Raw genomic sequence first — 26,557 nt, forward strand, 5'->3', positions numbered from 1 at the left:
GACGCCACGAAGGGTACCATGCGGGTAACTTCCGGGAAGAGCCGGGTGCGGGAAAGCCGCATGCCCGGATCTGTGAGGGCGAAGCCGAATAGCCGAGCTACTCGACCACGACCCCCACTGGCGCGAGATCTCGGCTGACCGGGAGATCGCAGCATGAAGAGCTTTCTCTACTCTCTCGATCGAAGCGATCCGATTCAAGACGCCGGCTACAGGGCAGGTCGGGGCTCTCTTATGATCGGCATGTCTGTCACCGACGCATATCGTGATGCCGTCGCCGCTATGGAGCGGCGGCTGCCGGCCGGGGCGGCGATCCCCGAGGCACTGGAACGCGAGATTGCCGCGCACCAAGAGCGCATCAGGCGCGGCGAAGGCCCAGCGATTGACAGGATTTTCGACTGCAATGTAGGGCGTGGACGATGATCGACGACAAGCTTTTTTCGACCTCGAAACCCTCCCGACATCATTGCGGACATCACCATGTCGGTGCCGCACCCAGCAACGATGAAGAATCCGGAGACGATCCAGCACTGGCGTGAAGAAGAGATGCCTGCGCTTCGTGAGCTGACTGGCCTCCACGTAAGGTGGCTGCCAAGATGATTATCACCCCCATTTATGTGGTTCGTTTCCCGATCGGTTGAGTGCGGGATTCAGGTCGCGTCCAACCTATATTCGGTGAGGTTGCGAATCAGCATCCAAGTGAGCGGGCGCTCAGCGAAAGCGGGGAATCGAACTGTGGTGCAATACGACGAGGACAGTGGACCTAAACTCTCGGAGGAAACGGCGGATGGTCGCGGTTTTCGAGCAGTCCATACCCACAGAAGCTGGACGCCAATACCTGAGGCGCATCGTCTCGAGAACCCGACACGACCGATTGATACGGCCTTATCGACGCGGTTGCAGGAAGAGAAGGCCAGGCGAATCGCTCAGGAAGAAAGAGATCACGCCATTGCGGAATATTGGGACAATCGCCTGAGGGTCGCAAAAGCGGGTGGAGATGTATCCTCTTGCGGTCCGCGCCCTCCCTTTCCTACAAACCCAGGGATCCATTCCTTCCGGGATGAAGCGACAGAGGCTCAGCCCACATTGCCGGAAGCATCGCCGGCCTGCCCTGCAAGGCCCGAGTTGATGCATCAGGCCGAGATCGAAGATCGCCAAGCCCCGGCAGTTTCGGGATCTATCGAGGAAGCACCGCCCGTCCAGGGGCGTTTGAAACAACTCTCCCGCAAGCTCCTTCGGCTTTTCGGGATGCAGTGAGCCGACTGGCTCGGGTCAAACTTCGTTCAAGCTGAGCCGGTCCCGCTTATATTCTCGCTCAGTTCAGTCCCAACGCTTTGAAAGCGGCATCCACGGGATCCGAATAGAACGACGTTTGGAACTTGGTGAACAGTTCCGCCGGGATCGTCGGTATGTCCGCCGCGCTGGCCATGGGAATCAGAATTTTCTTCGCGCCGCTGTCGAAAGCCATCTGGAGCGATTCGGCGAGATCCTGCACTGGCACCACGCTACCGCCGAGGCTCATGTCTCCCAGGACCACCATCTGACCCTGCACCGGCTTCTTCAGGATGCCAGAGCAGAGAGCCACGAAGCCAGCCAGGGTGATAGCCGTCGGGGCACCAGCGTTGTGCAGCTCTACGGTGTGGACATGCACATCGTGGTCACTCGGACGACTGCTGGCGCTTATGCGGCTCGCGTTGGCCTTGAAGAAATCGAAGGCAATCCCGAGCGCCTCCTTGGCCTTCTGATTCGACCCGAGCCCCGACACGGTGAACTTCCCACTGCCGACGGTCGTCTGAACCTCGAGACGGTACAGGCTGCGGTGGCCGGACTTGGCTCCAGCGGCGATCGTATGAAGCGTCCCGGGGTTCATCTGGCTTTCCGGGATCAGCTTTCCGCCGCCTTGTTCGGGCACGCTCACGAAGGTCTCCTGCAGCGTCTCGTTATCGAGATAGGAGAAGTGGACGTCATAGAATTCCATGCCGCCGATCTTCTTCAGCTGCTCCTTCACCCGCCGGCGGGCTTCGAGGGCATATTCGAGGCATCGGCGGACAGCTTCCTTGTCGTAGTCGGCGCTGGGATGGAGAAGCTTCAAGAGCCCCGAGACCGTCCGACGGACCGCGATCGTGTCGCGCTGATTCAGATTGTTGCCGAGCTTGAAATAGCGGTCGATCGCGTCGGAGAAGTTTCTCTTCCGCATCTCCCTCATGAACTCGGCCAGGTAGTCGGTGATGAGGCCGAACCGGTTGGTGAAGAATTCCGGGCGCATCTTCGGAATTTCCCAACCGGGGATATAGGCGTGGAACCTATCGAAAAACGCGGAATCGATCATCGCCTCCGGGAACGGCGCCAGGAGGTGGCTGGTCTTCACCAGCGTATCGACGGGCTGGTTGATGTTGCCGACAAAGACCATGGATGCCGAACCGGCGACCGATTCACGCCCGCGAACAAAGCTGCCCGACGCCATGAAGTCCTTCATGATCTGGACGCCGTCCTTGTCCTTGAAGCTGATGCCGGCAACCTCGTCGAATGCGACGACGTCCCACATGCCGACGAGCCCCACGACACGGCTGGCCATGTTGTAGAAGAGATTCGCGACCGTGGTCTGGCCGCCCGACACCAGGATGCTGTTCGGACTGCATTCCTTGTAGACGTGGCTTTTCCCGGTGCCACGGGGGCCCAGTTCGCAGCAATTGTAGTTATTCTCGACGAACGGGATTAGCCGGGCAAGAAGGTGCCATTTCACCCGGTTCTCGAAGTTCGACGGCTCCATGCCCGTCGATCGAAGAAGGACGTCGAGCCACTGCTCCTCTGTGAAATTGGACCGCCCTGAGAGAAGCTCCGGCATGTCCATGTTCGGCATCTGAATCGGCTTGAGGTCCGAAATCGAGAATGGCGAAGCTTTTGAACCCTCCTCGTAGAGGTAATGCATCGTGACGATGCACCATATGCCTCCGGAAAGAAGCTTCTCGAACCTGCGGACGTCGCTGCTCGCGATGAAGGCATCCTTCACTCCAAGGTTCGACAGGAGCGCCTCATAGCGGTCCCGCTTCTCGTTCAACCGGACGGTCACCTTGTCGATGACCTTGAAGCTTCCCCGCTCCTTGATCGTCGATTTGATCTTCTCGGCCTCGTCCGGCCGGACATAGTTTTCGGAAAGGATGCGCTTCACGCTCTCCAGGCCATCGCGGATTGTGGCGTCGTCGTCCGATGCGCAATACATGCCCAGGAGGTACTCCAGGACATAGACAGGAACGTTTGCGCCTTCCTTCAGAAGCTTGGTCAGGTCTTTCCGGACCACCTTGCCGCCGAAATGACGAACGACGAGATCGTCGACCTCAGTCGAAGTCGCGGGCAATGGCGAGATCGATAACGACATCCTGACTCAACTCCTCAACCTTGGTTTCGGCATTCCGAACGACGAGGCGATACTGCTGTGATTTATCGAAGGCCAAACCCGACAGGCTGAGCCGAACGGTCTGCTTCCAGTCCTCCGACATCGATGAGGTCCGGCTATCAAACGTCACTCGCTGAATGTCCGAAACGGGACCATCTGGACCAGCGATCGCTACGGTCACCGTTATGGGACGGACGCGGTCGGAGATGGGTTCAGTCTGCATGAGGTCAAAACTGCGCCGCGGTGTGGTGATACGGAGGTTTGTCCCGAGCGCCGCGATCTTGACAGGTCGCGCCTTCACGTCGTTTGCATCGCGGTCTTTCGTATACCCGATCCGCATGACAGGGACGCAGATCTCCTGAAGCATCGCGCCACCATGGAGGAACCGTGCTCCGCCCATGAAGTGGAAACGGGAAGTGCCCTTCGGAACCCAGAACTCTGTCTCATCCCGAACGTTTGACGTGCGGGACAGCGGCGCAGCCCATGCCCCGGGATGCGAACCGAGCTTCGTCCCGACATAATAGCGCTTTTTTGCCAGGACGACGCCGTCCGGCTTGTCCTCAACCACGTTCTTGTCGACGCTGGTTGGGGGGCTTTCCTGATAGAGAAAGCCATGGTCGGCGGTAACGAAGAGATTTGTCCCGTTCAGACTGCCCAGGATGCGAATTGCCAACGAGGCGATGTCATCGATGGTCCGGCGAACCGCGTCAAAGGCCTTCTCTTCGTCGGCTCCATCGGCGGTCTTATCAATATGGTTGTGGTAGACATAGACGACCTTGTGAGATTTCAGGAACCGGCGTCCTTCATCGACCGACATGGCACGAAGTTCGTCCGCGCCGATCACCCCGCCGGCGTGCTTCGCCAGAATTTCGCCCCGGTTCTTCATCCCGCTGGAGGACTTCCCGTCGACCATCACAGTCCCACCCAGGAACCCGAGATCCTTGTGGGGCAGCAGAGACGCCATACCGAGCGCGGTGAATGACGGGAGAACGCCGAGCTGGGTCGTGAGCTTCGCTTCCATCCGGTCGCGTCCGTTGATCTGGTCGGCAAGCTCCTTGGCCGCCTCGAAGCGGAATGCATCGCTTATCAGGACGATGGCGCGTCGGTCATCATCGCGAACGATCGGAGCGATGTTCCGCTCATAGAAACGCGACATGCTCGGAACGCCCGGCACTTCCCATTTGGAACCGATCATCTCGCTGGCGAACGGGCTCCAGGCGATGGCCAGTGGCGACACATACCCATTCCCATAGACGTCTTCGACCTTCTGCCGGAGCGTCTTCAGGATGTCCCATCCCTGGTTCTCGACCCGGTCAGCCGCCTCGCAGAAATGCCGATATAGCTGATCGAACCGGTACAGATCCGTCTGGTAGGCTTCCCAGAAATCCTCTGCGGTCGAAAACGAGAATCCTGAAGCGTAGGCGCCTCGGAGACTGAAAAGACGGGCGGCGTACTCCAGCGCGTCATAGGTTCGCGCATAGGCCTTCCGCAGAGCCGTGCCTCCCAAGGCCTCGTTGGCCCAATAGCCATCCTTTCGGCGGCGGCAAAGGGATACGACTTCATCGACGTCGACCGCCGTATCCGTGTCGATGATCCGATCGCGGAGGCCAGACACCAGTCGCCGTTCGACCAGGGAGAAAGTTCGCGTGTCCTCCAGATACTCGGGATCGACCGAGACGATGTGATCTTTCAGCTTGATCGCCTTGGCGACTGCATCCGAAAGCCGATCAAAGCTCAAATGCCGCGAATGGCTATCCTGCCATCGAGCCAAGCAGACAGCGGTGTTCGAAGCGCCTGTGCCGCGCAGCTTCAGATGTTCAAGTGCCTTGGGTGACTTCCCGTTAAGCTTGCGCGTGAAATCGGTGACGAGCAGACGAAGAAGAAGATTCCCGAGTGTTGGTCGGGGATCGTCGTAACCGAACATGGCCCGGACCTGCTCCCAGAACGACGCCTCAACATCGTATTTCGCGAACTCCGCAAATACCTCCGGGGGACTGGAGATATCGGACTTGTCAGGAAAGGCATCAAAGATTGCGACCAGGATGCCGAAAAAATCCGCATTCTCCAACTTCAGGAGAGTGGCCATTATTTTTCGGTCGATCTCGACCTCATTGTCCTTCGCGGTCACAAGCCGCTTGAACCGAGCCAACCGGTCTCGACTGGCAAAGAACTTGCTCCGCTGGGCAATATGATCGCGCAGAGCTGGCATATGCAGTCCGAGGTCCTCCAGGATATGGGTCGACCGATCCGCGGCGAAGCTCTTGGCATAAAGGCGGATATCGAGCAGCCAGTCCTCGGCAGGAACCGGGCGGGGCTGGTCCTCATAGATCAGGAACCGATCTTCGGACCCACGGGCCGCGATCGCCAGCTTTGTTTCCAGCGCCGGAGATCCAGCGACCCTGATCACGGTCGCACCACTGAAATCGAGTGTCGGGAGCACGTCTCCGAACTCCTTCTCGGGATCCGACCAGAAAACCACCTTATGTTCGGAGAGGAAGCGGCTCAGCGCAACCTGGATGCGATCGGTGTCCATCACCCCTCATCCTTCGAGCCGCAGACGGTGTTCGTCTCGGCGAGAAGGTCGCCAAATTTACCGTAGTTGACCTTCACGCCGTCATCGAGATCGAGCGAGATGCGTTCTTCCGCCATGTGTCTAAGGTTCGCCTCGAACCGATCAAGCTCCGTTTTTTTTGTTTCAAGACCAGCCAATTCCTTGGTCCGCGCTTTCAGGAGTGCGCTGGAGAGATCACCTCGGAGGATCTCCCCTTCGATGGTTTGTATCCGGTTCTGCATTTTAGTCTGCAGGGGGATGACATATTCAGCTCGCATCCGGCCCAGCGTGTTTTCATCGTACCGGTGGAGGTATACAAGGCATTCAAGGGCCCGCTCCTTGCCAGAGGAGAACAGCCAGTAGATCGGCCGGCTCTTGTACGTCTTCAGATGGTCCTTGAAGAAGGATCGGGAAAAGTATTTCCGTATCGTGTCTGGCGCCGAGATTTTACGTTTCGGCTCGATCGAGTTAGCAAGAAACTCGAGGTTTTCCCCGAGCTTGTCTTCTCCGAACGTCTGACGGAGAAATTCAATGAAGCGTGCTGTCGCATCATTGGAAAACCACTCTACGTTGGTGATCGGAATAATGCCGTCGTCGTCGGCAGGGAAATCACCATACCTTGCTCCGTCGAAGCCAATGTTTCCTTCATCAGCGTAAATCAGCCCTGGTTGAACGAGTGAATATCGGCCCATCATGCACCCGACCGCATAGGAGACGAGTTCGCACATCGTATCGCGTTGCTGGAATTCCCTTCGCTCATCTTCCGTCCCCTTCATGCTGTAGCGATATGCGGGGTTGGAGGTGAGAGTGATCTCGCTGAGCGGCACCTCAGACATCAACTCATCTTGCAGGCAATAGGCGTCGATGAAAATGCGGTTGTTATCTTCCTCCAGCCGCTGCATGTCCTTTGTCACGCCCTGCCAATAGTCTCGGAGACGCAAATAGCTGTCCTCCAGCGTTTGGCCGCGAATGTCTGACGAGAGCAGTGGAAGCGAGGCGAAATCCCAGGAGGTTTCGTATGCGTCCCAGTCGGATTGATGTCTTGCAACAAGTGTTCGGGCACGGCCTTCAATTTCGGCTCGCCGATGCATTGCACGATAAGGCGAAGGGATCTTCGCAAGGTCGCCGACCGTGTTAGTTATGGTTGGATTCACAACATTCTTAAACGCGCGGGCCACCGGAGAGTTGAAATAGGCCAGTGAAAAATACAGGTGATCAGAATAGTAGCAAGGAGATAAGTCCCCAGGGATAATCCCACCACTGTGCAAGCGGTAAGCCTCTGGACCACTTGATATCCGTCCCCAGCATACCGCTTCTCGAAAATATAACTCTTCACTGGGGATAATAGCCTTGCCGGAAGATTTGATATCCTGGCCGTCACTGAGCCAGTTGACGACAAGATCCATACCTCCAGCCCACTTGCGAAAATCACCGCCGTTGTTGAACCGAAACCACTTCGCGGCGCTAACAAGTGCGTCTTCTCGGCAGCGGCTGTTCCAGTCCGTCTTTCTACGAGTGACTTCCGGCCACTGCCGGATAAATTTTTCTTTTCCGCCTGTTTGTAGTCCCCGCCGCGTATTTCCGACGGATTTCAGCTTTTCTTCCAAAAAGGCGTCCGCAATAGTTTGAGATATCCAGTACGCAATAGGTGCCCCTGGTATCCTCTCGAAATCATCTGTAGTTGCCCAAAACACCGAGCTTTTTCGATCTTGCGCTGCGCGCAAAAGACATTGTCTCTTATTAAATTCATTCCGCCCTTCAATTAGACGGACGAAGCAACCGGGTTTATTCGTATTGCGGGTCTTTTCAAGCACGAAGGCGGTCGTGGAAACCACCGCGCCGCCAATTGTGTCGAATGCGCGCTCCCCAAAATGAGCCATAGACACAAGGTGGGCTTCACCGAGTATCCAGCTGCGAAGCTTTTCAAAGGATGAGAGGAACATCCACGACTGCATGTTGATCATCGCCATGAAACCCTTTGGGGTGTTCATTGTAACGGACCGAGACATGAACATTGCAAACAAGTCTGTCTTCGAAAGCTGATAGTTTGATTCCGTCCAATTCATCAGGGCGGTGTTCATGCTGCCCCGGCCCATATACGGCGGGTTGGCCACCACTACGTGATACTTCGACGATAGGGCCTCTGCCATCCGCAGGGCGGTCGCGGCCCTATCGAGCACCGGCTTCAGCATCAGGTCGGCGCCCTTCGCAATCCGCGCTTCCACGACCCGCAGCGTTTCTGCCGGGTCGCGCAGCTTCGGCACGATCAGCGATCCGAAGTTCTTAGCCTGCTGGAACTGGCCCAGCGTCTCGCGCAGTTCGTCCGTGAACAGGTCCTTGCCTACCACGGCGGTCACGTCCTGCATCTCAGCCTCGGTAAAGACGACGTCTTCCAGGACAAAAATCCGCGGCTTGACTGAGCGCGTGAAGAAGCGGCCATCCTGCGCTCGGGCCTTCATCGCTAGGGAGAAGGCGGCAAGCGCCCCCGCTCGATCATCGATCTCGATACCCTGAAGGTTTTTATCGAGGATGCAGGACGGAATGTCGCGAGCCCTATAACCCGCCTCTTCGTAGATGGAGTAGAGAAGATCAAATGCATAGATCAGCATGTGGCCGGAGCCGCAGGCCGGGTCGCATATCTTGATTTCCTCGGGCGAACCGATCCGAAGGAAGTCGGCCTCCGATTCCTTCGGCGCGATGTAGTAGTCCATCTTATCTGCGAGCTTCGAAGACGGATTGTTCTGGAGCCATAGTCGGCCAAGAGAGTTCTCGACCAAGTATTTAACAATCCAGTGCGGCGTGAAGAGCTGCGTCGCTGCCGGGATGTTCGCCGCCGAAATCTTCACCTTCTTTTTTAGCGCCCTGAATACGTCGTCCTTCTTTTCGGCGATGTAGAACTGGTACAGCCAGCCGATAATCTCGACGTCCCGCCAAGATTTAGCATCTGAGTTCATGACGAGTTTGCGGATGATCCCATCCGTCGCCAGCAGATTGTCGGGCAGGAGAAGCTCGGTCGCATCGCCGATCTTCTCGAACATGAACCCCATAGTGTCGCTAAGTGCGTTGCACTGAGCGATGAGGATCGACCGATATAGCTTTTCTTCGTAGTCGCCAGCGATTTTTATCTCGCGGACGCGATCTTCAGGAAGTCGTGGCAGATTGAGATGCTCGGCATTCAATAGCGCTTCGGGCAGCGTACCACTGGTCTTGCCGGGCCCTACGATCTGGAATCCATGACCGAGGTATTCATTCAGTTCTAGGAATCGTAGCGCGATCAAGCGATTGAACCAGGTGTAGGCGATCTCCTCGATCACTTGGTCGAAACCATCCTTCTTCACTTTCGATACGAGCGCTTCTCGCTGCTTTCCAAAGGTCTTGTCGTAGGCTGTGCCTCCGACGATGACGACGTCACCCTGGCGCTGGGCCTCGACGATGCCGCCCGCGGTGATGCCGATGCGGGCGGCACGCTCCGTCACGGATTTCCGAAAGTCCTTGCGGGCTTGGGGTGCATAGGCCTTGAGGCGGGAGAGATCGACGCTCATACTCTTGTTCTCATTCTCGCTCAGCGGATTTCGACGCGTTCGTTCTTAGACACAGCGTCCGTCAGCACTTTCCGAAGCAGATTCAGGAATTCATCGACCTGCTCTCGGCTTTCGATGTAGTCACCCGCCTTCGCGAGTTGCGCCGGCTGCACGACCCGTTTCTGTTTGAAAACCACAGGTGGCGGCATGGGAGCGACAGGTCCGTCCCGGGGGACGTCTACACGCACCTTTTCCCGAGGCTTGATCTGCTCCTTGATCACAGCCACTGCGCGAGAGATCTTCTCGAAGGCTTCGTCATAGGCGTCTCGAGCCTCGGTTTGCGCCATGAAGATAGCCGAGATGCTCGGACTATTTTCAACCCGCTTCCTGATCGACTGGATCTCATAGAGCGCGCTATTTCGAAGATCGGGCGCTGCCTGAACCTGGTCGAGTTCGACCATGATACTTTCGATCAACGGGTCGATGATCCCAAAGGCATGTCCGCGGCGCCTCTCCAGGGCGACGCGGTTAGCCTCGGATACAGTGGCGATCAGTGCGGCTCCCTCCCGAATTCGAGAGTAGGGCGCTTCGAGCGCGAGGATGTCTCGTATCGAGGCGAAGGCCTTTGCCGCAGTCTCGTCCCTTTCGATCTCCTTCTCATTGACGACGAAGTCACCGATTGCCTGACGCATCGCCTCCCACGCCGGCCGCTGAGACGCATGGAAGTCCGAGACGTCCTCGTAATCCTCGAAGATGCCGTTCAGATCGCTTTTGGCAGCGACAAACGCTTCGATCAGTTCGTAACTGCCGCGCTTCTGGAGAATCGGCGCAATGATTCCCTGAATGGTCGCGATTGCCGACTTGCCCGGATACGCCGCATCGGCAGCGAGCGCCGCCCAGGTTTTCAGATTGTCCTGCCAGGCGGTCAGGTTCAGGCGAATGTCACCCGCGATCTGATCCTCGCCGTCAGCCGGCATGCGGCCGAAGATCTCCTTGGCAAGCTGCCGGGCCGCATGAAGGGTTGCCTCGTCCAGCATTTTCCGCCGCAGAATAACAAGCTTCCGCCATTTGTTGGCGCCGTCGACCTCCGACGACAACTGCATTCGGTCGAGCCGCTCGCTGTTGGTGAGAAGATCGACGGATCCCTGCCGGAACAGCTTGACGACCAGGAGCACTGTTTCGCGCTGCCCCCAGCCGTAGGGTCTCTTGTTAAAGTGCTCCGCAATGTCGAACAGGATCGCCTGCTTGCTCTGTTTCTCGAGAAGACCGACGTGATCGAGAACCTCCGCAAGAGCTGCCTTGTTCGGATCCTCTAGCTTGAGGTCGAGCGTATCGTCCGCTGTTGTCAGCAGGACTTTCGCGTCGCGGATTGGATCATCTGACAGGTGTTTGAGAAGGCCGATTTTCTTGAAAGTGTTGGCGATATAATAGTCGAGAGCATCGGTGACGATGGCGTCGGCGGTCGAGGCTTTGGGTTCAATGCGACGGCCGTTCACATAGACCTTTGCATCCTTCATCAGCGCGTCGATGGTTTGATGCAGGCGCTTTCGCCGGTCTATGTTCTCCTGCTGCCTTGCGCGGACGATCCGAGTAACGGACTCCGATTGCGTTCCGTCCGCTTTTTGGATGGCGTATTTCTCGACCTTCAGGTAGTCATAGACGTCTCGTGCCAGACCCTTCTCGTTGTCGAGGACAACGAGAACCTCGTCATGACTGCGCATCGTGATGGTCGCGTCGTTGAACTCGGCGTAATCGTCCGCGAGTGGACTGACGACCTTCAGGGGGATTGCTTTGTCCTTCGGAGCAGACCGGGGGGCATTGTCAATGAAACGGACCACGTCGAGGTCGCTCTTGATCACCCTGTAAGTGAAGATTCCGCGATCAACGCACCGAAGCGTCTCGTCATAAACGAGATCCCCGAGCAGTTTAGTTTCTTCGCCAGGCGCCAGCCGGATTGCCTTGATCTCCTTGCCGATATCTCGCTCCTCATCGGTCAAGAAGAAGAAATTTTCGCCGTTCCGACTGACAAGCGTCTCCGATTCGAGTCGGCGAAGGCTGCCTTCTATTGCCTTTCGGAGAGCCACGCGATCCGCATCGATCCTGTCGAGGAACAGGGTGACGAGATTGTCGACGTTGCCGCTCACCTCGTCGACATACCGAATGAGGAATAGCGTTTTCAGAACCTCGGCATCGAATAGTTCGAGCGACGGGTTCGAGAGCACACCGTTGATGGCGCGCCGGACGATGTCCTCGAGGAAGCTCTCGATTGCCGGATAGAAATAGTGGAGGGGGATAAGCGCACCGACGGGCTTGGATGCGCTGTGAACGGCAGCCGTCTGGAAGGCGTCCAGCATCGAGCGCTCGCCCTTGGCAAGATGTGCGCCAGTCATGCCGTGGGTGCGGCTGGCATCGAAGATCTTCTGGACGAGCTGAAACTGGTAAGGAATGAAAGGGTAGTGACGGACGAAATCGTCCTCTCCATCGAAGGACCGAAGCGTCATTCGGTTATCGCGGAACATGACCTGGTGGCGAAGGATCTCCCCGTTCGTCCCGAAATTTTCCTTCAATTCGTCCCTTGCCGGCTCGGTCTTGCCGAGAAGACGGCGCTGGATGACCTCGTCCGCGTGAGAGCCCGACAGTGAGAGGCGAGCCTTGAACCGTCCCTGAATCTTCGAGAAGTCGTCCTCGACGGCGCTCCGCATCTCACCGAGGATCGCTTCGATGTTGGCCTGCGACGTGACCACGACCCAAGCACCGCCCTTGCAAACCGTTCCCAGGTTCTCGGTGATGGTCTGCAGGTTCAGCATCATCTTGCCGTTCTTGCCGATGAAGGCGCCGATTTCGTCGGCCAGAAAGACGATGCGGTGGTCGGGGCCTTGGCGGTCCAGATACTCCGCGACCCAGTGCGCAAAATTCTCCGGGGTCGGCTGGAAATCTTTCTCGTATTTGTCGAGCCATTCGCCGGCTTCGGTGCGAGGCTTCCCTAGAACTTCCGAGATCGCGCCTATCAGCGCATCTTCGTGGAACCGGACGGCGCTACGCTCCTGGATCCACGGAGATCCGGCCTCCTCTTCGAAGGCGGCCTTGAACGCCTCGTACTTCCCCTTTCGCTCCAGGAAGCGTTCCATGTCGGCGATGTACGGAAAGTCGGCGCAGTAGCCGAGCTTCTCGTTGAACACCCGAATGAAGACCTGGAGGATCGCACGCTCGTCGTTCGACGACGCCTTGCTGTCGACGTTGAAGAGTACGACATCCGTTGGAATGCGGGTCGCCTTCTCGACATCGGCCGCGAACATCGGGTCGACGATCTTCGTCTTGAAGAAATCGAGTGCGGTCTTCGAAACCCCATCCTGCTCCACCGACCGGTTCTCGAGGAGGTAGGAGATGATCTTGATGAAATGTGACTTTCCCGACCCGAAGAAGCCGGACACCCATACACCGTTCCGGCACGCTGCGTCGCCGCTCCGACTCAGGGTTTCCGGAGCGAGGTAGGCGGACAGGAACTCGCGCATGTAGCGATCGAGTTCCTGCGTGATGACGTACTCGTCGAGTTCCTGCCAAACGCTCTTGGCGTCATCCTGATCGGCTTTGATGACGCCGTTGATCTGGCGGTCGATCGGGCGGACGAAAAGATCGGCAATGTTCATGGACGTCATTATGACCCTTCGGAATCACTCACCAGCCGAAAGGCGCGGTAGTAGGCGCTCTCCGGCATAGAATCGAAAAGACGGAGATACTGACCGTCGTAGCGACCGGGGTAGAAGAAGACGATCGGCACATGGCCGGTCCGCGAATGGAGCGTATTCATGAGACCGTGCGTCCGCACCAGCGGATAGGAGGCGCCGATACCAGTCACAAGCACGAAGCTGCAGGTCTCAATCGATACGGATCTGACAAACGCATCGGCCACCGGCTCGGGACCCAGTTCAGCGGCGAGTGCGTTCAACACGGTCGCGTCCCCCTTTTTCCGCTGCATCTCGATCGCCTTGTCGAGAAGACGCCGTCCCTCAAGCATTGTCCTGACGAGATCAAGGAGGTCGACGTGACAGGCCCTGACCGGGGACGCGTCACTGTTCAGTCGTCGGAGCATGTGGTTGACGTGATCGCGGACGCGCAGTTCCTCTTCTGGCGGATAGTCGAATATCCAGTAGGGGATGTCGCCGCCGAGCTGGCGCCCCGTAAGGAATTCCTTGGACGTGATCTTGGCTTGTATTGCCGCAAGGCGCCGCTCGAGATTGCTCATGCGGACACCCGAATCCGCTCTAGGGCGCGGTCGTGATGCCAGGTCTTCAAATTCTTAATGATTGACGGATCGATGCCGACGGGCCGGAGAAGGTTGCGCCGGCCGCCTGTCAGGAAACCAACTTCGTGAAGGATACGGAAGGCGGAGTCGCCAAGCTTGTCGATCGTGGAGATCTCCCACTGCGGCATCCGTGGATCGACGTCGTGGCAGCGCTCGACATAGTCGATCCAGACCCGACGAGGGAGATCGAAATGGAGAACGCGGAAGCGGGCGCGGACCACGGGAAGGAAATCAGCCAGAAGCGGGCTGTGCTCAATCGCGGCCGCAAACAGAGCCTGCATCGCAACGGTTGACGGACCCTCAGCGATGAGCTGCCAAAGCTCTGAGTTCGTCGACTGCAGACGACTGCGGATGAGATTAGCCTGCCGGATCGCGGTCGAGGGGGATCGCTTCTGCAGGATGTTCTCCTGCTCGATTTTCCGACGCCACTCTTCCTTGCCGACACCATCGATCAGCAGGCGAGCGACACGCCGGCTTTCTGGCAGCATCAGAGCGCCGCCCGCGATGTCAGCTTTATAGAGAGGCGCTTCCACGGAATCGTCGATCCATATCGGTCGGTTATGCATTCGTACTTCCTGGAACGTCCTGGCTTTTCGGCATCTGCAAATGTTCCCGAACCAATTCCTCGACGATCTCGTAGACGTGACACCGTCGATCGAGAGCGGCCTTTTTGAGAGCCAGTTTCAGATCTGGGTCGAGGTAGAGAAGTATGCTCTCCCGCCCGTCCACTCGACCTTTTGCCCCACCCCGATTTTCCGCCATCGCCACGTTTCCGCTAATCTGGATATCTAGCGATCTTGAAATCATGCATGATTCGCCGCCTGACACCACCGACAAAGACCCCTGTTTACGCGTCACACCAATCTATTCCAAGGTATGCTTAACAATCGCTGGGAGCTGCGCGTCTTAGGACACAACCCCCGGAATCGCTGATGCTGCGAAACATCGGATGCTCTCAAAGAAGCGTTTACCTTGCCGTCTCATTCCGCCCGGTAGCGCCCGATCACGATAGGCGAGGGACTTGCGAACTCCAAAGCGTTCCGCATATGTTCCCGGAATGACGAACGCGACGCTTATTCTGCTGTCGGCCGCGAAACCCGTGGCCATCACCCGCCGGGGTTAGACGACATCGTCCTCCGGCGCTGACAGCGTTTGCCGCCATGGCGCGGCACCGGAGCGACCTCCATGATTTCCGACTTGTCTTTCCGCCTTCCCAGCGAAGGTGAAACCGAGGCGCCGATCGCATCGACTGACGGCATCGATCGCTTCGAGAAAGACGAGACCCTCGACGAGCTGGTCGCGGCGATCAACCGGGATATCCAGGCGGACAAGCCGGCCGCCGCACTGGGTCACCTCCACACCTACTGCGCGAAGAAATTCGGGCACCTGCTCGACAAGCGGGGTATCGCCTGGACGCGGGAGGAGCCCCTGAACAGCCGTGTCGGCAAATACCGGAAGGCACTCGAGGAGGAAATGCCGTCGCATGACATGACGAGGACGATCGTCCGGAACTCGATATCGATCTTCGAAAAGTTCAACGACGTCAGGAACAATTGGTCCCTGGCGCACGACAATCCGCTCCTGCGTCAGGCGGAGGCCAGGTTCGTCTTCGACTCCGTCGTCGCCCTCCTGCGGTTTGTGAAGGCGATCGAGGCCGGGCGTTTCGAGAACTGATGAGGCCGGGTTTCGACCCAGCGACACCCCGGTTTCGCGCAATCTCTCGACACTGGTTCGCGGAAACCATGGGTCGAAACCAGCGATCTGGGTCGAAAGATGCGGTTGGAAACGCTACGATCAATCCAAGATCGGAAGCCGATCCTCGTCCCGGACATCACGGTCGGCCGCTCGGATCTGAATCCGTGTCAATGATCGTTGTCCTACCCACGAACGGGGCAGTCGCCGCGCCGCCACATGCTCGGGGCCGTTGAACACGATTGACCCTTTCGCTGTTTCGACATCGAGATCAAAAAAGAGCAGATGGTCGGCTCTTTTATCGACCATCCGGAATGCCGGTCCGCGGTTGCTCGCGGTCACCTTGACCTGAATGGTTCTCCCATCCGGCGCTACGCCGTCGATCCCTGTCATGCCCCGCCCACCTATCTGCATGCCGAACATCTCGGCGGCGATCGCCTCGCCGAGATCCCCGAGCAAGTTCCCGTCGAGGGTGAATCTTAAGCCGGATGATCCGAAATGTTCCCGCAATCGGTTCCGGGCACGCACAAGGTCCTCGATGGCCGGCGGCAGGGGGAATGTTATCGTCATGCCGCGATCCGCTTCCGCCGCTCCAGAGCCGCATCGATCTCCGCGAGCCAGGCGCCCAGGATCGCTTCTTTCTCTTCAAGCTCTTCCCAGAAATCGTAATGGGTCAGAGTGACATCTCCGCTTCGGTTTTCTGCGTGATCGAGGATCAATTTCGGCGCGTCCCGGCCCAGTTTCGCCGCCCGTACGGCGGTCGTGAGGGCAGTGCGGACCTTGTGCGGGGTAAACGGCAGTTTCAGATCTCGTTCGCCGAACAAATGCGTCAGGGACCCGGGGTAGATATGGCCTGAGGACGAGTCGTCAGACGGGAACAGCCACCCTTCTTGTATCCGCTCTACCGTCCAGTATGCCGCCTTCGGCACCGGGATCGCATGGGGCCGCTTGCTCTTCAAATTGTCCGACGGCATTCGCCAGACCAGCACCGGCCGCTCCGTCCGCGGGTAATGCTCCCTCGTAAAATGCTCCCGCCTCGCGTTGGCAATCGTCGTGATCCGCTGCCCGGTGAGCAGGAGGAGCGTCGTCGCGGCGCGCATGGTTTCGGAGATTTCGTCGAGACCTCCATCCAGGAGCGCCGCGATTTCATCCGGCGTTGGCTCTCGCTTGATTACTGCACCAGGAATCAGTTTCGGCTTTGCCTTTCTCTCGATCGGCTTGAAGCGACGGAGCATGCCCCGTTCGAGGCCATACTTCCGGATGTTCGAATCGTGGCTGAGATGATTCCACATGCCAGACAAGATGACCGCCAACTTTTCCGCGCTCCGCTGGCGGCCGGACAGCGAAATCTGATCGACGATCTCCGCCAACTCCTCGCGGGTAATCCTGTCGATCGGCTTCCCTTCCAGGGGATCGAGAAGCGGTTCTCGGAAAGCCTTTGAATAGTCGGCATACGTTGCCGCAGCACGTTCGGCGCGGATGTGCTCGAGGTATGCGCGCTGGGCCTGAATGAAGCTCGGCTTCGACGAGGGAGCGACTACCGAATCGTCGAGGCCGAGGGCGACCCGCTTCTTCGCGACGTATTCGTCGTTGATCGTCACGCCCCGCTGCAGATCATAGAGAAGGTCGCTTGCGAAGCGCCGGGCGTCATCGATCTCGAGTTCGCGGCGCCAGGCGCCTAGAAGCCAGAGCATGTCCTGCCCCGAGGTTTGTGTCCGAAGGTACCACGTGGGCCATCCGGCCTTCTTCCGAAGCAGTAGCCCTTTCTGGCTGTCGGAAATCTTCTTTGCTTCTGAGCGATGGAAGGCTTCGATCGATGCGACGGTGAGGCGAGGCATTTCTGGTCCCTGATTGGTCCCTGATGGAGAGTTCCGGGACTTGAATCGTGGAAACCAGACTTTCGCCGAAACCCCTGGAAAACAAGGGAGAGAAAGCGCCATGAACCGGAAAAGTCCAAAACGGTAAACGGGAGTCTGCTGACTCTTAATCAGCGGGTCGTAGGTTCGAACCCTGTATCACCCACAATTCATTCCCGAAAAGATCGTTGATTCTGTAGACGCAGGCGCCGCGTTGGGCGAGGCTGGTCATCGCGATGGATAGGCTGTCAGTGCGCCCGCGTGCCGCCGCCATTTCCCAGGCGGATGGCTTGGCGAATACTGTCGAGAAGTGCGCTGTCGACCAGCGGTTTTTCCAAGAGCCGCATCACGCCTGCCTTGTCCGCCCGGCGTCGCAGCGTTTCGGTGGCATAGCCGGTGATCAGGATGACGGGTACCGTCAGACCCTTGGCGCGCAGCGCGTCGAGCACGTCGAGACCGTCCATGCCGGGCATCTGGTAGTCCAGCACCAGGCAACAGGCCGATCCGAGCTCGCCGTGCAGAAGGAGTTCCTCGCCGGTGCCGCACAGGCTCACCGACAGGTCGTCGAGTTCCAGGGCAAACTTCAACGATTCGCGCACCGCCAGATCGTCGTCGACCAAGAGGATCAACCGCTTCTCTCTTTTCATGTCAGGTGCTCCGGCACCGCATTCGGTAACCGCCCGTGCCGTTCCCCATCCGTCCAATAGACCGGGCATCCGCGCACTCGCCTTGATCTCGCGCAATCTGAGGGCCGGTAGGGCATGCGGAGCCCCGGCGATCGCGCTCCCGCGTTGATCGACCGCAAAGCGCGCATCCCGGCTGGCCGCTATCGCTCGCTCACCGATGCCAAAGAGAAAGCGGACGCCGTGACCCGGATCGTCACCCTGACCATGAACCCAGCGCTCGACCTGACGACATCGGTCGATCATCTGGAGCCGGAGGCCAAGTTGCGCTGCGGGCCGGCGCGCTTCGATCCGGGGGGCGGCGGCGTGAACGTCGCCCGGGTGATCCGGATATTGGGCGGCACGGCCGTCCCGATCGTTGCGGCTGGCGGGATCATGGGCCAGGCCTATCGCCATCGCCTCGACGCCGAGGGGCTGGACTATCTCCTGATTCCGATCGCCGGCGACACGCGGCTCAGCTTCACCGTCTCCGACGGCGACGCGGCCACGCAATATCGCTTCGTGCTGCCGGGACCGGAGTTGCGGGAAGCCGAATGGCAGGCCTGCCTGGACGCGCTGGACGGACATATGGAGGAGGGCGGGTACGTCGTGGCCAGCGGCAGCCTTCCGCCCGGTGTGCCGGCGGATTTCTATGCCCGAGTCGCACGACAGGCCAAGCGGCATGGCGCGCGCTGTATCGTCGACACCTCGCGCGCGGCGCTGGCCGCGGCGCTCGACGAAGGCGTCTTTCTGGTCAAGCCCAACCGGCGGGAGCTGCACGATCTGACCGGGCTGGAGCTGGCCGATCCGGCAGGGCAGGCCGAGGCCGCCATGGATCTGGTACGGCGTGGCGCTGCCGAGATCGTCGCCCTGACGCTCGGGGCAGCCGGTGCCGTGGTCGCATCGCAGGCCGGGACGCTGCGGATTCCGGCCGTCGCGGTGGAAGCGAACAGCGCAGTCGGCGCGGGCGACAGCTTTGTCGGTGCCATGGTGCATGCATTGTCGGAGGGGCGGTCGCTGCCAGAGGCGGCGCGCCATGCCTCCGCCGCCGGTGCGGCGGCCCTGCTGACGCCGGCGACAGAACTCTGCCGCGAGGCGGACGTCCGGCGGATCGAGCGGGACCTTGCCGCATTGATGGGGGCCGCCGCGTAGAAAGGATAGGCCTCGGATTCACCGCGCGGCGGTGGCCGGCGCGGCGCGTTCGACGGACCGCAAGCGGATAGGACGTTCTGGCAACTTGACCGCGCGGCCGGCAGGGTGGAAGGGTCGACGGGCAAAAGGGGGCATCTTCCCGCATCTGCCATTCGCGATCGGTCCATGGAATCCATCATCGAGCCACGACCGGAGACTTCCCATGGAAGCGCCGCGAACGCCGCGCGCGCCCTCGAGGCGGCGGGCGTCGGGACTTGGCGCTTCGATCCGGCGACCGGTTCGTTCGATCTTTCCCGGATCGCGGCCGAGCGCCTGGGTGTCGAGCCGTCCGTCCAGCCGCTGCAGGCACTGCTTGCGCGTCTGCATGCCGATGATCGGGCGATCGCCGAGCGAACATTCGCCGAATCGACCGGCGACGCCGCCCGCATCGATATCGACGTTCGCGCCGTCGCATCGGCCGGATCCGAGGAATGGTTGCGGCTGCTGGGGCGCGCGCTCCGCGAGCCGGACGGCCAGATCCTGATCCATGGCATCCTCGCCGACATCACCTCGCGCAAGGCGGCGGAGAACGCCAACAGCCGGCTCGCGGCCATCGTCGCCTCTGCGGATGTCGCCATCATCGGCCGGTCGCTGGACGGGCTGATCACCGACTGGAACCGCGGCGCGGAGGCGATCTTCGGCTATACCGCGGAAGAGGCTGTCGGCCAGCCGATCGCCATGCTTCTGCTCGAGGGTCAGGAGGACCAGGAACGCGTCGTCATGGAGCGGCTGCATCGCGGCGAGGGGGTCGAGCATTTCGAGACCCGGCGCCAACGAAAGGATGGCGGCATCATCGACGTCTCCCTGACGGTCTCGCCGGTCTGGGATGCGGGTGGCCGGCTCGTCGGCGCCTCCAAGGTCGCGCGCGACATCACCGCCACGCGCCGCGCCCTGACCGAACTCGCCGAGCGCGAGGCGCGGCTGCAACTGGTGCTGGACACGGTGCCCGACGCGATGATCGTCATCGATACAGCCGGCATCATGCAGTCCTTCAGCGCCACGGCCGAACGCCTGTTCGGGCACCGGGCCGACGAGGCCATCGGCCGCAACATCAGCATGCTGATGCCATCGCCCTATCGCGAACACCACGACCAGTATCTCGCGCGCTATCTCGCGACGGGCGAACGCCGGATCATCGGCATAGGTCGGGTCGTCGTCGGTGCGCGCAAGGACGGCTCGACATTTCCGATGGAATTGTCGGTCGGGGAGATGCGCAGCGGCGAGCATCATCTCTTCACTGGTTTCGTGCGCGACCTGACCGAGCGCCAGAACACCCAGCGCCGCCTGCAGGAGCTGCAGGCGGAGGTCATTCACATGTCGCGCTACACGGCGCTGGGTGAAATGGCATCGACGCTGGCCCACGAACTCAACCAGCCGCTGACGGCGGCGGCGAACTATCTGAAGGGGGCGCGGCGGCTCCTCGACGGCGGCGATGCCGGGATGCTGCCGACCGTGCGCGACGCAATCGACCGGGCGGCGGACCAGGCCCTGCGTGCCGGGCAGATCATCCGCCGGCTGCGCGATTTCGTGGCCCGGCGCGAAAGCGAGCGGCGGATCGAGAACCTGCCGACGCTGATCGAGGAAGCCAGCGCGCTGGCTCTCGTCGGCGCCAAGGAGACCGGGGTGCGGGTCGTCTTCGACTTCGCGCCGGTCGCCGCATGGGTCCTGGCCGACAAGGTGCAGGTCCAGCAGGTCCTGCTCAATCTGATCCGCAATTCGGTGGAAGCGATGCACGACTCGCCGCGCCGCGACCTGGTTGTCGCGACGTCGCTGGCCGAGGACGAGATGGTGCGTGTCGACGTCACCGACACCGGCACCGGCATCGCGCCGGAGGTCGCCGCGCAACTGTTCCAGCCCTTCGTGACCAGCAAGGAGCATGGCATGGGCGTTGGCCTGTCGATCTCCCGCACGATCATCGAGGCCCATGGCGGCCATCTGTGGGCCGAGCCCAATCCCCAGGGTGGAACCATCTTCCGGCTGACCCTGCGCAGTGCCCGCAACAGGGAGGCCGAGGATGGCGAATAATGCCGTCGTGCACGTCATCGACGACGATGCGGGCGTGCGCCAGTCGCTGGCCTTTCTCCTGGCGACGGCCGGGCTCGCGGTGCGGGTCTACGATTCGGCAACGGCATTCCTGGGGGAACTCGACGGGCTGCAACCGGGCTGCATCGTCAGTGACGTGCGCATGCCGGGGATCGACGGGCTCGACCTGCAGCGGCGGCTGAAGACGCTCGGCGTGACGCTGCCGGTGGTCATCATGACCGGCCATGCCGACGTGCCGCTGGCGGTCCAGGCGATGAAGGAAGGGGCGATCGATCTGATCGAGAAGCCCTTCGACGACGAGGTGCTGCTTGAGGTGATCCGCACCGCGCTGGCGCGCTGCGGCGATCAGGGCGGCCCGAACAGCGACGCCGTGCGCACGCGGGCCCGACTCCAGTCGCTGTCGCCGCGCGAGCGGCAGGTGCTGGACGGCCTGCTGGCCGGCCATCCCAACAAGACGATCGCCTACGATCTGGGCCTCAGCCCACGCACGGTGGAGGTCCACCGGGCCAATGTGATGACCAAGATGGAGGCGTCCAGCCTGTCGGAACTGGTCCGCATGGCCTTGCGCGCCGGCGCGCTGGCCGGGTANCGAAGCGTGTTGATCAGTTGCGTCCTTTGCCGCACCAGACACTGGTGGGTGCGGAAGGCGACTGCACGGCCCTGCGTCTCGGTGCTCTTCACTGCCACGAAGCGCATCGAAGGTCGCGACGCCGCCTCCGCAATGGCCTCGGCATCCGCGCGATCGTTCTTCTGGCGCTCGACGAAGGGCTTCACGTAGACGGCCGGAACCAGCCGAACCTCATGGCCGTGCGCCTGCGCCACCCGACCCCAGTGACGCGACGTCGCACAGGTCTCCATCGCAACCACGCAAGCCGGATGGTCGGCCAGCAATGCAATCAAACGCGGCCGCGACAGCGCCCGATTGTAGAGAACCGCCCCATCCGGCCCGACGGCGCATACCTGAAAGCTTCCCTTCGCCAGGTCGATCGCCAACATGCTGATTTTCGTCATTGATGCGCCCTCCGCTTGGTTCCTATAGAACCGTCATGGCATACAAGATGCCGCTGCGTGGGGGCACCCACCGCATCAGTTCACAGATCGGTATGACAGGCGGATAGATTGCGCAGCCTCAAACGGAAAGAGAGCTCCGGCGAAAATCGGTATCTATCGAGTAAGCCGCCGACCGTCAGGTTGGAAATCGGGCGTTCGTCGTAGGCCAGTGCCGGCTCTGTCCGTGAAAGCGGACGTCCTTTGCAGTCTTCGACGGTTTAACGCCATCGGTATCGGTTCCAGGCGTGATCGGGTTCGCCGGGACGCCTTGCAAGCGGTCGCAGCGCGATTGGCGTGACCGGATGAAGATCTTGGCAGGCAGCGACATACGACCGGGAAGCGAGCGTGCTTCGGCCGATTCTTCGGTCGCAATCGGAATTCAAACGTTCAAAGGAATGACCCATGCGCATCACGATGATCGGTGCCGGCTATGTCGGGCTCGTGTCGGGGGCCTGCTTTGCCGATTTCGGTCATGACGTTGTCTGCGTCGACCGCGATCCGGCCAAGCTAGAACTGCTCGAACTGGGGCGCATGCCGATCTACGAGCCAGGGCTGGACGAGCTGGTGGCGCGAAACGCCGTGCAGAAGCGGCTGCGCTTTTCCGGCGATCTAGCCGGCGCGGTGGCGGCCTCGGACGTGGTGTTCATCGCCGTCGGCACGCCCTCGCGGCGCGGCGACGGCCATGCGGACCTGTCCTATGTCTACGGCGCGGTCGCCGAGATCGGCCGGGCGCTGGACGGCTTCACCATCATCGTCACCAAGTCCACCGTGCCGGTGGGCACTGGCGACGAGGTGGAGCGGATTATCCGCGAGGCGAACCCGCAGGCCGACTTCGCGGTCGTCTCCAACCCGGAATTCCTGCGCGAAGGCTCGGCCATCGAGGATTTCAAGCGACCCGACCGGGTGGTCATCGGCACCGAGGACGAGACAGCCAGAGGCATGATGTCGGAGGTCTACCGGCCGCTGTCGCTGAACGCAGCGCCGGTTTATTTTACCTCCCGTCGCACGGCCGAGCTGACGAAATACGCCGCCAACGCCTTTCTCGCCATGAAGATCACCTTCATCAACGAGATCGCCGATCTGTGCGAGAAGCTGGACGCCGACGTGCAGGACGTGGCGCGCGGCATCGGCATGGACGGGCGGATCGGCTCGAAGTTCCTGCATGCCGGTCCCGGCTATGGCGGCTCGTGCTTTCCCAAGGACACGCTGGCCCTGGTCAAGACCGCCCAGGACGCCGAAAGCCCGGTGCGGCTGATCGAGACGACGGTGTCGATCAACGACCAGCGCAAGCGCTCGATGGCGCGCAAGATCGTCCAGGCCTGCGGCGGGTCGGTGCGCGGCAAGACCATCGCGGTGCTGGGCCTGACCTTCAAGCCGAACACCNCATGTTCCGTTGCCTTCATCGGGACGCCATGAAGGCCGATCAGAAGCCCGGCTCAAGATCAGGCGCGGGTTCGCCTGTCGCGCCAAGGCGCAAAGCGACCACGGACTCGAGGGAATTGCCCCATGCGCATCACGATGATCGGTGCCGGCTATGTCGGGCTCGTGTCGGGGGCCTGCTTTGCCGATTTCGGCCATGACGTCGTCTGCGTCGACCGCGATCCGGCCAAGCTGGAACTGCTCGAACTGGGGCGCATGCCGATCTACGAGCCGGGGCTGGACGAGCTGGTGGCGCGCAATGCCGTGCAGAAGCGGCTGCGCTTTTCCGGCGATCTCGCGGGTGCGGTCGCGGCCTCGGACGTGGTGTTCATCGCCGTCGGCACGCCCTCGCGGCGCGGCGACGGCCATGCCGACCTGTCCTATGTCTACGGCGCGGCCGCCGAGATCGGCCGGGCGCTGGACGGCTTCACCATCATCGTCACCAAGTCCACCGTGCCGGTGGGCACCGGCGACGAGGTGGAGCGGATCATCCGCGAGGTGAACCCGCAGGCCGACTTCGCGGTCGTCTCCAATCCGGAATTCCTGCGCGAAGGCTCGGCGATCGAGGATTTCAAGCGACCCGACCGGGTGGTCATCGGCACCGAGGACGAGACGGCGAGGGACATGATGTCGGAGGTCTACCGGCCGCTGTCGCTGAATGCCGCGCCTGTCTTCTTCACGGCGCGCCGAACGGCCGAGCTGACGAAATACGCCGCCAACGCCTTTCTCGCCATGAAGATCACCTTCATCAACGAAATCGCCGATCTGTGCGAGAAGCTGGACGCCGACGTGCAGGACGTGGCGCGCGGCATCGGCATGGACGGGCGGATCGGGTCGAAGTTCCTGCATGCCGGTCCGGGCTATGGCGGCTCGTGCTTTCCCAAGGACACGCTGGCCCTGGTCAAGACCGCCCAGGACGCCGAAAGCCCGGTGCGGCTGATCGAGACGACGGTCTCGATCAACGACCAGCGCAAGCGCTCGATGGCGCGCAAGATCGTCCAGGCCTGCGGCGGGTCGGTGCGCGGCAAGACCATCGCGGTGCTGGGCCTGACCTTCAAGCCGAACACCGACGACATGCGCGACGCGCCGTCGATCTCGATCATCCAGGCGCTGCAGGACGGCGGCGCGAGGATCGTCGCCTATGATCCCGTCGGCATGGAGCAGGCCCGGCCGGTCCTCGACAACGTGCGCTTTGCGACGGGGATCTACGAGGCAGCCGAGGGCGCCGACGCGCTGGCCATCGTGACGGAATGGAACGAGTTCCGCTCCCTCGACCTGAAGCGGCTGAAATCGGTGATGACCAGCCCGGTGATGGTCGACCTGCGCAACGTCTACAACCGCGAGGCCGTCACCCGCGCCGGCTTCACCTATGCCGGCGTCGGACGGCGGCGCGACGCCAATGCGGACGCGCCCGTTCCGGCCGGGTCCACCCAATCCGTTTGACACGTCGCCGTCCGGCGATGGATAGCGCCGAGGCACGATCGCGCCATCGGGCCGGACCGGCCCGGGCGATCGCCACCGGAGTTGCCGCTTTGCCCCAGGATGAGTTGGACGAAGGGACGATCGCAGGAGTCGGGCTCGTACTCGCTGACTGCTACCGGAAGTTCGCGATCGGAGCGCCGGCCATCCGTCCGCCTGGACAGGACAAGGCGACGTTATACGATGTGACGGGCGTCATTGCCCTTGAGGAAACGGACGGGCGGCTCTGATGACGATCCTGGTTACCGGCAATGCCGGCTTCATCGGCTTTCACGTGGCACGGCGCCTTCTGGAGCGCGGCGACGACGTCGTCGGCTTCGACGTCGTTAACGACTATTACGAGCCGGAACTGAAGGAAGCGCGGTTGCGGGCCCTCGAGGAGACCGCCGCCAAATCCTCGGGCCGCTACACTTTCGTGCGGGCCAATCTGGCTGACCGCGACGCGGTGGCGGCGTGCTTTGCCACGCATCCGCCGGAGCGGGTAATCCATCTGGCAGCCCAGCCCGGCGTGCGCTACTCGCTGGAAAACCCGCACGCCTATGTGGAGTCGAACATCGTCGCCTTCACCAACATCCTAGAAGCCTGCCGGCATGGCGGTGCAGCGCATCTGACCTATGCCAGCACATCCAGCGTCTATGGCGCCAATACTGCGATGCCGTTCTCCGAGCACCAGGGCGTCGACCATCCGCTGCAGTTCTACGCCGCGACCAAGCGGGCCAACGAGCTGATGGCGCATTCCTACAGCCATCTGTTCCGATTGCCGACAACGGGCCTGCGGTTCTTCACGGTCTACGGACCATGGGGGAGGCCCGACATGGCGCCGTTCCTGTTCACCCGCAACATTCTCGAAGGCCGGCCGATCCCGCTGTTCAATGGCGGCCACCATAGTCGTGACTTCACCTATGTCGGCGACATCGCCGAGGGGGTGATCCGCACGAGCGACAAGGCGGCGACACCCAATCCCGAATGGCACAGCGACCGACCGGATCCCGCCAGCAGCAATGCGCCGTTCCGCATCTTCAATATCGGCAACAATTCGCCGGTGAAGCTTCTCGATTTTGTCGAGGCGCTGGAAGAGGCGCTGGGCCGCAAGGCCGAACGCGAGCTCCTGCCGCTGCAGCCCGGTGACGTGCCCGACACCATCGCCGACGTCAGCGAACTCGAGCGGGCGGTGGGATACCGGCCGACAACACCGGTGAAGGATGGCGTGCGCGATTTTATCGACTGGTACCGGGAATTTTATCGGGTCCCTGCCGGATAGGCGACCGCCGGGCAGGGCATCGGCTCAGGCGTGCGCCGACCGGTCGTGGACGGGGAAACGGAGCGGATGAACAGGACGGCGAGCGCCGCCATGTTCCTCCCTGGTCTGGTGCGGCCCGCTCCTTCTTGCCGCCGAAGG

General features: G+C 61.0%; 15 protein-coding genes and 3 pseudogenes. 8 read left to right on the top strand and 10 right to left on the bottom strand.

Going from position 1 to position 26,557, the window contains the following annotated elements:
• Positions 1-153: 153 nt before the first annotated feature.
• The gene (locus tag VQ042_RS00955) at positions 154-420 is read left to right on the top strand and encodes a hypothetical protein (protein WP_331814549.1); all 267 of its coding nucleotides are present in this window, start codon (positions 154-156) and stop codon (positions 418-420) included.
• Positions 421-1,312: 892 nt separating this feature from the next.
• Here VQ042_RS00955 and brxL read toward each other — a convergent pair.
• Genes brxL through VQ042_RS00985 form a run of 6 tightly spaced genes read right to left on the bottom strand, consistent with a single transcriptional unit; the run spans position 1,313 to position 14,332 of the window.
• The gene (gene brxL / locus VQ042_RS00960) at positions 1,313-3,373 is read right to left on the bottom strand and encodes a protease Lon-related BREX system protein BrxL (RefSeq protein ID WP_331814551.1); all 2,061 of its coding nucleotides are present in this window, start codon (positions 3,371-3,373) and stop codon (positions 1,313-1,315) included.
• Complete coding sequence (pglZ, locus tag VQ042_RS00965) at positions 3,333-5,924, bottom strand: BREX-1 system phosphatase PglZ type A (protein ID WP_331814553.1); 2,592 nt, start codon at positions 5,922-5,924, stop codon at positions 3,333-3,335. Before pglZ ends, brxL begins: the two co-directional genes overlap by 41 nt.
• The gene (gene pglX, locus VQ042_RS00970) at positions 5,924-9,484 is read right to left on the bottom strand and encodes a BREX-1 system adenine-specific DNA-methyltransferase PglX (RefSeq protein ID WP_331814555.1); all 3,561 of its coding nucleotides are present in this window, start codon (positions 9,482-9,484) and stop codon (positions 5,924-5,926) included. The genes pglZ and pglX overlap by 1 nt, the downstream gene beginning before the upstream one ends.
• A gap of 20 nt (positions 9,485-9,504) precedes the next feature.
• A complete protein-coding gene (gene brxC, locus VQ042_RS00975; RefSeq protein WP_331814557.1) occupies positions 9,505-13,119 on the bottom strand; it encodes a BREX system P-loop protein BrxC in 3,615 nt (1,204 codons plus the stop codon).
• Entirely contained in the window at positions 13,119-13,706 is a 588-nt protein-coding gene (locus VQ042_RS00980) for a DUF1788 domain-containing protein (RefSeq protein ID WP_331814559.1), read from the bottom strand. The genes brxC and VQ042_RS00980 overlap by 1 nt, the downstream gene beginning before the upstream one ends.
• Complete coding sequence (locus tag VQ042_RS00985; protein ID WP_331814560.1) at positions 13,703-14,332, bottom strand: DUF1819 family protein; 630 nt, start codon at positions 14,330-14,332, stop codon at positions 13,703-13,705. Before VQ042_RS00985 ends, VQ042_RS00980 begins: the two co-directional genes overlap by 4 nt.
• 619 nt (positions 14,333-14,951) lie before the next feature.
• Between VQ042_RS00985 and VQ042_RS00990 the strand changes: the two genes are divergently transcribed.
• Entirely contained in the window at positions 14,952-15,440 is a 489-nt protein-coding gene (locus VQ042_RS00990; RefSeq protein ID WP_331814562.1) for an abortive infection family protein, read from the top strand.
• 120 nt (positions 15,441-15,560) lie between these two features.
• Here VQ042_RS00990 and VQ042_RS00995 read toward each other — a convergent pair whose 3' ends face one another.
• The 3 genes from VQ042_RS00995 to VQ042_RS01005 all read right to left on the bottom strand — a co-directional run bounded on the left by VQ042_RS00995 (position 15,561) and on the right by VQ042_RS01005 (position 18,057).
• Positions 15,561-16,028, bottom strand: coding sequence for a DUF6998 domain-containing protein (locus tag VQ042_RS00995; protein WP_331814563.1), 468 nt, complete (start codon positions 16,026-16,028; stop codon positions 15,561-15,563).
• A complete protein-coding gene (locus VQ042_RS01000) occupies positions 16,025-17,296 on the bottom strand; it encodes a tyrosine-type recombinase/integrase (RefSeq protein WP_331814565.1) in 1,272 nt (423 codons plus the stop codon). Before VQ042_RS01000 ends, VQ042_RS00995 begins: the two co-directional genes overlap by 4 nt.
• 266 nt (positions 17,297-17,562) lie before the next feature.
• Positions 17,563-18,057 carry a response regulator transcription factor gene (locus VQ042_RS01005; RefSeq protein WP_331814566.1) on the bottom strand — a complete coding sequence of 165 codons (495 nt, stop codon included), beginning with the start codon at positions 18,055-18,057 and terminating at the stop codon, positions 17,563-17,565.
• Between the two features lie 48 nt (positions 18,058-18,105).
• Here VQ042_RS01005 and VQ042_RS01010 point away from each other — a divergent pair, with 48 nt between their 5' ends.
• The 3 genes and pseudogenes from VQ042_RS01010 to fixJ form a co-directional block, all read left to right on the top strand.
• On the top strand, positions 18,106-19,128 hold the full coding sequence (locus VQ042_RS01010) for a 1-phosphofructokinase family hexose kinase (RefSeq protein ID WP_331814567.1): 1,023 nt from the start codon (positions 18,106-18,108) through the stop codon (positions 19,126-19,128).
• Between the two features lie 165 nt (positions 19,129-19,293).
• Positions 19,294-21,192, top strand: a complete 1,899-nt coding sequence (locus VQ042_RS01015) for a PAS domain S-box protein (RefSeq protein WP_331814568.1) — start codon at positions 19,294-19,296, stop codon at positions 21,190-21,192.
• Positions 21,182-21,793: pseudogene (gene fixJ, locus VQ042_RS01020) on the top strand (response regulator FixJ); the annotation flags it as partial. The gene VQ042_RS01015 and the pseudogene fixJ, both read left to right, overlap by 11 nt.
• 65 nt (positions 21,794-21,858) lie before the next feature.
• On the opposite strand, the pseudogene VQ042_RS01025 reads toward fixJ, so the two are convergent.
• Positions 21,859-22,221, bottom strand: a pseudogene (locus VQ042_RS01025) (IS110 family transposase); the annotation flags it as partial.
• A 441-nt stretch (positions 22,222-22,662) separates the two neighbouring features.
• Here VQ042_RS01025 and VQ042_RS01030 point away from each other — a divergent pair.
• The 3 genes and pseudogenes from VQ042_RS01030 to VQ042_RS01040 form a co-directional block, all read left to right on the top strand.
• Positions 22,663-23,643, top strand: a pseudogene (locus VQ042_RS01030) (UDP-glucose dehydrogenase family protein); the annotation flags it as partial.
• 123 nt (positions 23,644-23,766) lie between these two features.
• Positions 23,767-25,122, top strand: a complete 1,356-nt coding sequence (locus tag VQ042_RS01035) for a UDP-glucose dehydrogenase family protein (RefSeq protein ID WP_331814569.1) — start codon at positions 23,767-23,769, stop codon at positions 25,120-25,122.
• A 265-nt stretch (positions 25,123-25,387) separates the two neighbouring features.
• The gene (locus tag VQ042_RS01040) at positions 25,388-26,419 is read left to right on the top strand and encodes an NAD-dependent epimerase (RefSeq protein ID WP_331814570.1); all 1,032 of its coding nucleotides are present in this window, start codon (positions 25,388-25,390) and stop codon (positions 26,417-26,419) included.
• Positions 26,420-26,557 lie beyond the last annotated feature (138 nt).

This window comes from Aurantimonas sp. A2-1-M11, assembly GCF_036549475.1.
GTDB lineage: Bacteria > Pseudomonadota > Alphaproteobacteria > Rhizobiales > Rhizobiaceae > Aurantimonas.

Excerpts from the sequence above, each read along its gene's own strand:
- VQ042_RS00955 (WP_331814549.1), top strand. The coding sequence starts at position 154 with ATGAAGAGCTTTCTCTACTCTCTCGATCGAAGCGATCCGATTCAAGAC.
- brxL (WP_331814551.1), bottom strand. The coding sequence starts at position 3,373 with ATGTCGTTATCGATCTCGCCATTGCCCGCGACTTCGACTGAGGTCGAC.
- pglZ (WP_331814553.1), bottom strand. The coding sequence starts at position 5,924 with ATGGACACCGATCGCATCCAGGTTGCGCTGAGCCGCTTCCTCTCCGAA.
- pglX (WP_331814555.1), bottom strand. The coding sequence starts at position 9,484 with ATGAGCGTCGATCTCTCCCGCCTCAAGGCCTATGCACCCCAAGCCCGC.
- brxC (WP_331814557.1), bottom strand. The coding sequence starts at position 13,119 with ATGACGTCCATGAACATTGCCGATCTTTTCGTCCGCCCGATCGACCGC.
- VQ042_RS00980 (WP_331814559.1), bottom strand. The coding sequence starts at position 13,706 with ATGAGCAATCTCGAGCGGCGCCTTGCGGCAATACAAGCCAAGATCACG.
- VQ042_RS00985 (WP_331814560.1), bottom strand. The coding sequence starts at position 14,332 with ATGCATAACCGACCGATATGGATCGACGATTCCGTGGAAGCGCCTCTC.
- VQ042_RS00990 (WP_331814562.1), top strand. The coding sequence starts at position 14,952 with ATGATTTCCGACTTGTCTTTCCGCCTTCCCAGCGAAGGTGAAACCGAG.
- VQ042_RS00995 (WP_331814563.1), bottom strand. The coding sequence starts at position 16,028 with ATGACGATAACATTCCCCCTGCCGCCGGCCATCGAGGACCTTGTGCGT.
- VQ042_RS01000 (WP_331814565.1), bottom strand. The coding sequence starts at position 17,296 with ATGCCTCGCCTCACCGTCGCATCGATCGAAGCCTTCCATCGCTCAGAA.
- VQ042_RS01015 (WP_331814568.1), top strand. The coding sequence starts at position 19,294 with ATGGAATCCATCATCGAGCCACGACCGGAGACTTCCCATGGAAGCGCC.
- VQ042_RS01035 (WP_331814569.1), top strand. The coding sequence starts at position 23,767 with ATGCGCATCACGATGATCGGTGCCGGCTATGTCGGGCTCGTGTCGGGG.
- VQ042_RS01040 (WP_331814570.1), top strand. The coding sequence starts at position 25,388 with ATGACGATCCTGGTTACCGGCAATGCCGGCTTCATCGGCTTTCACGTG.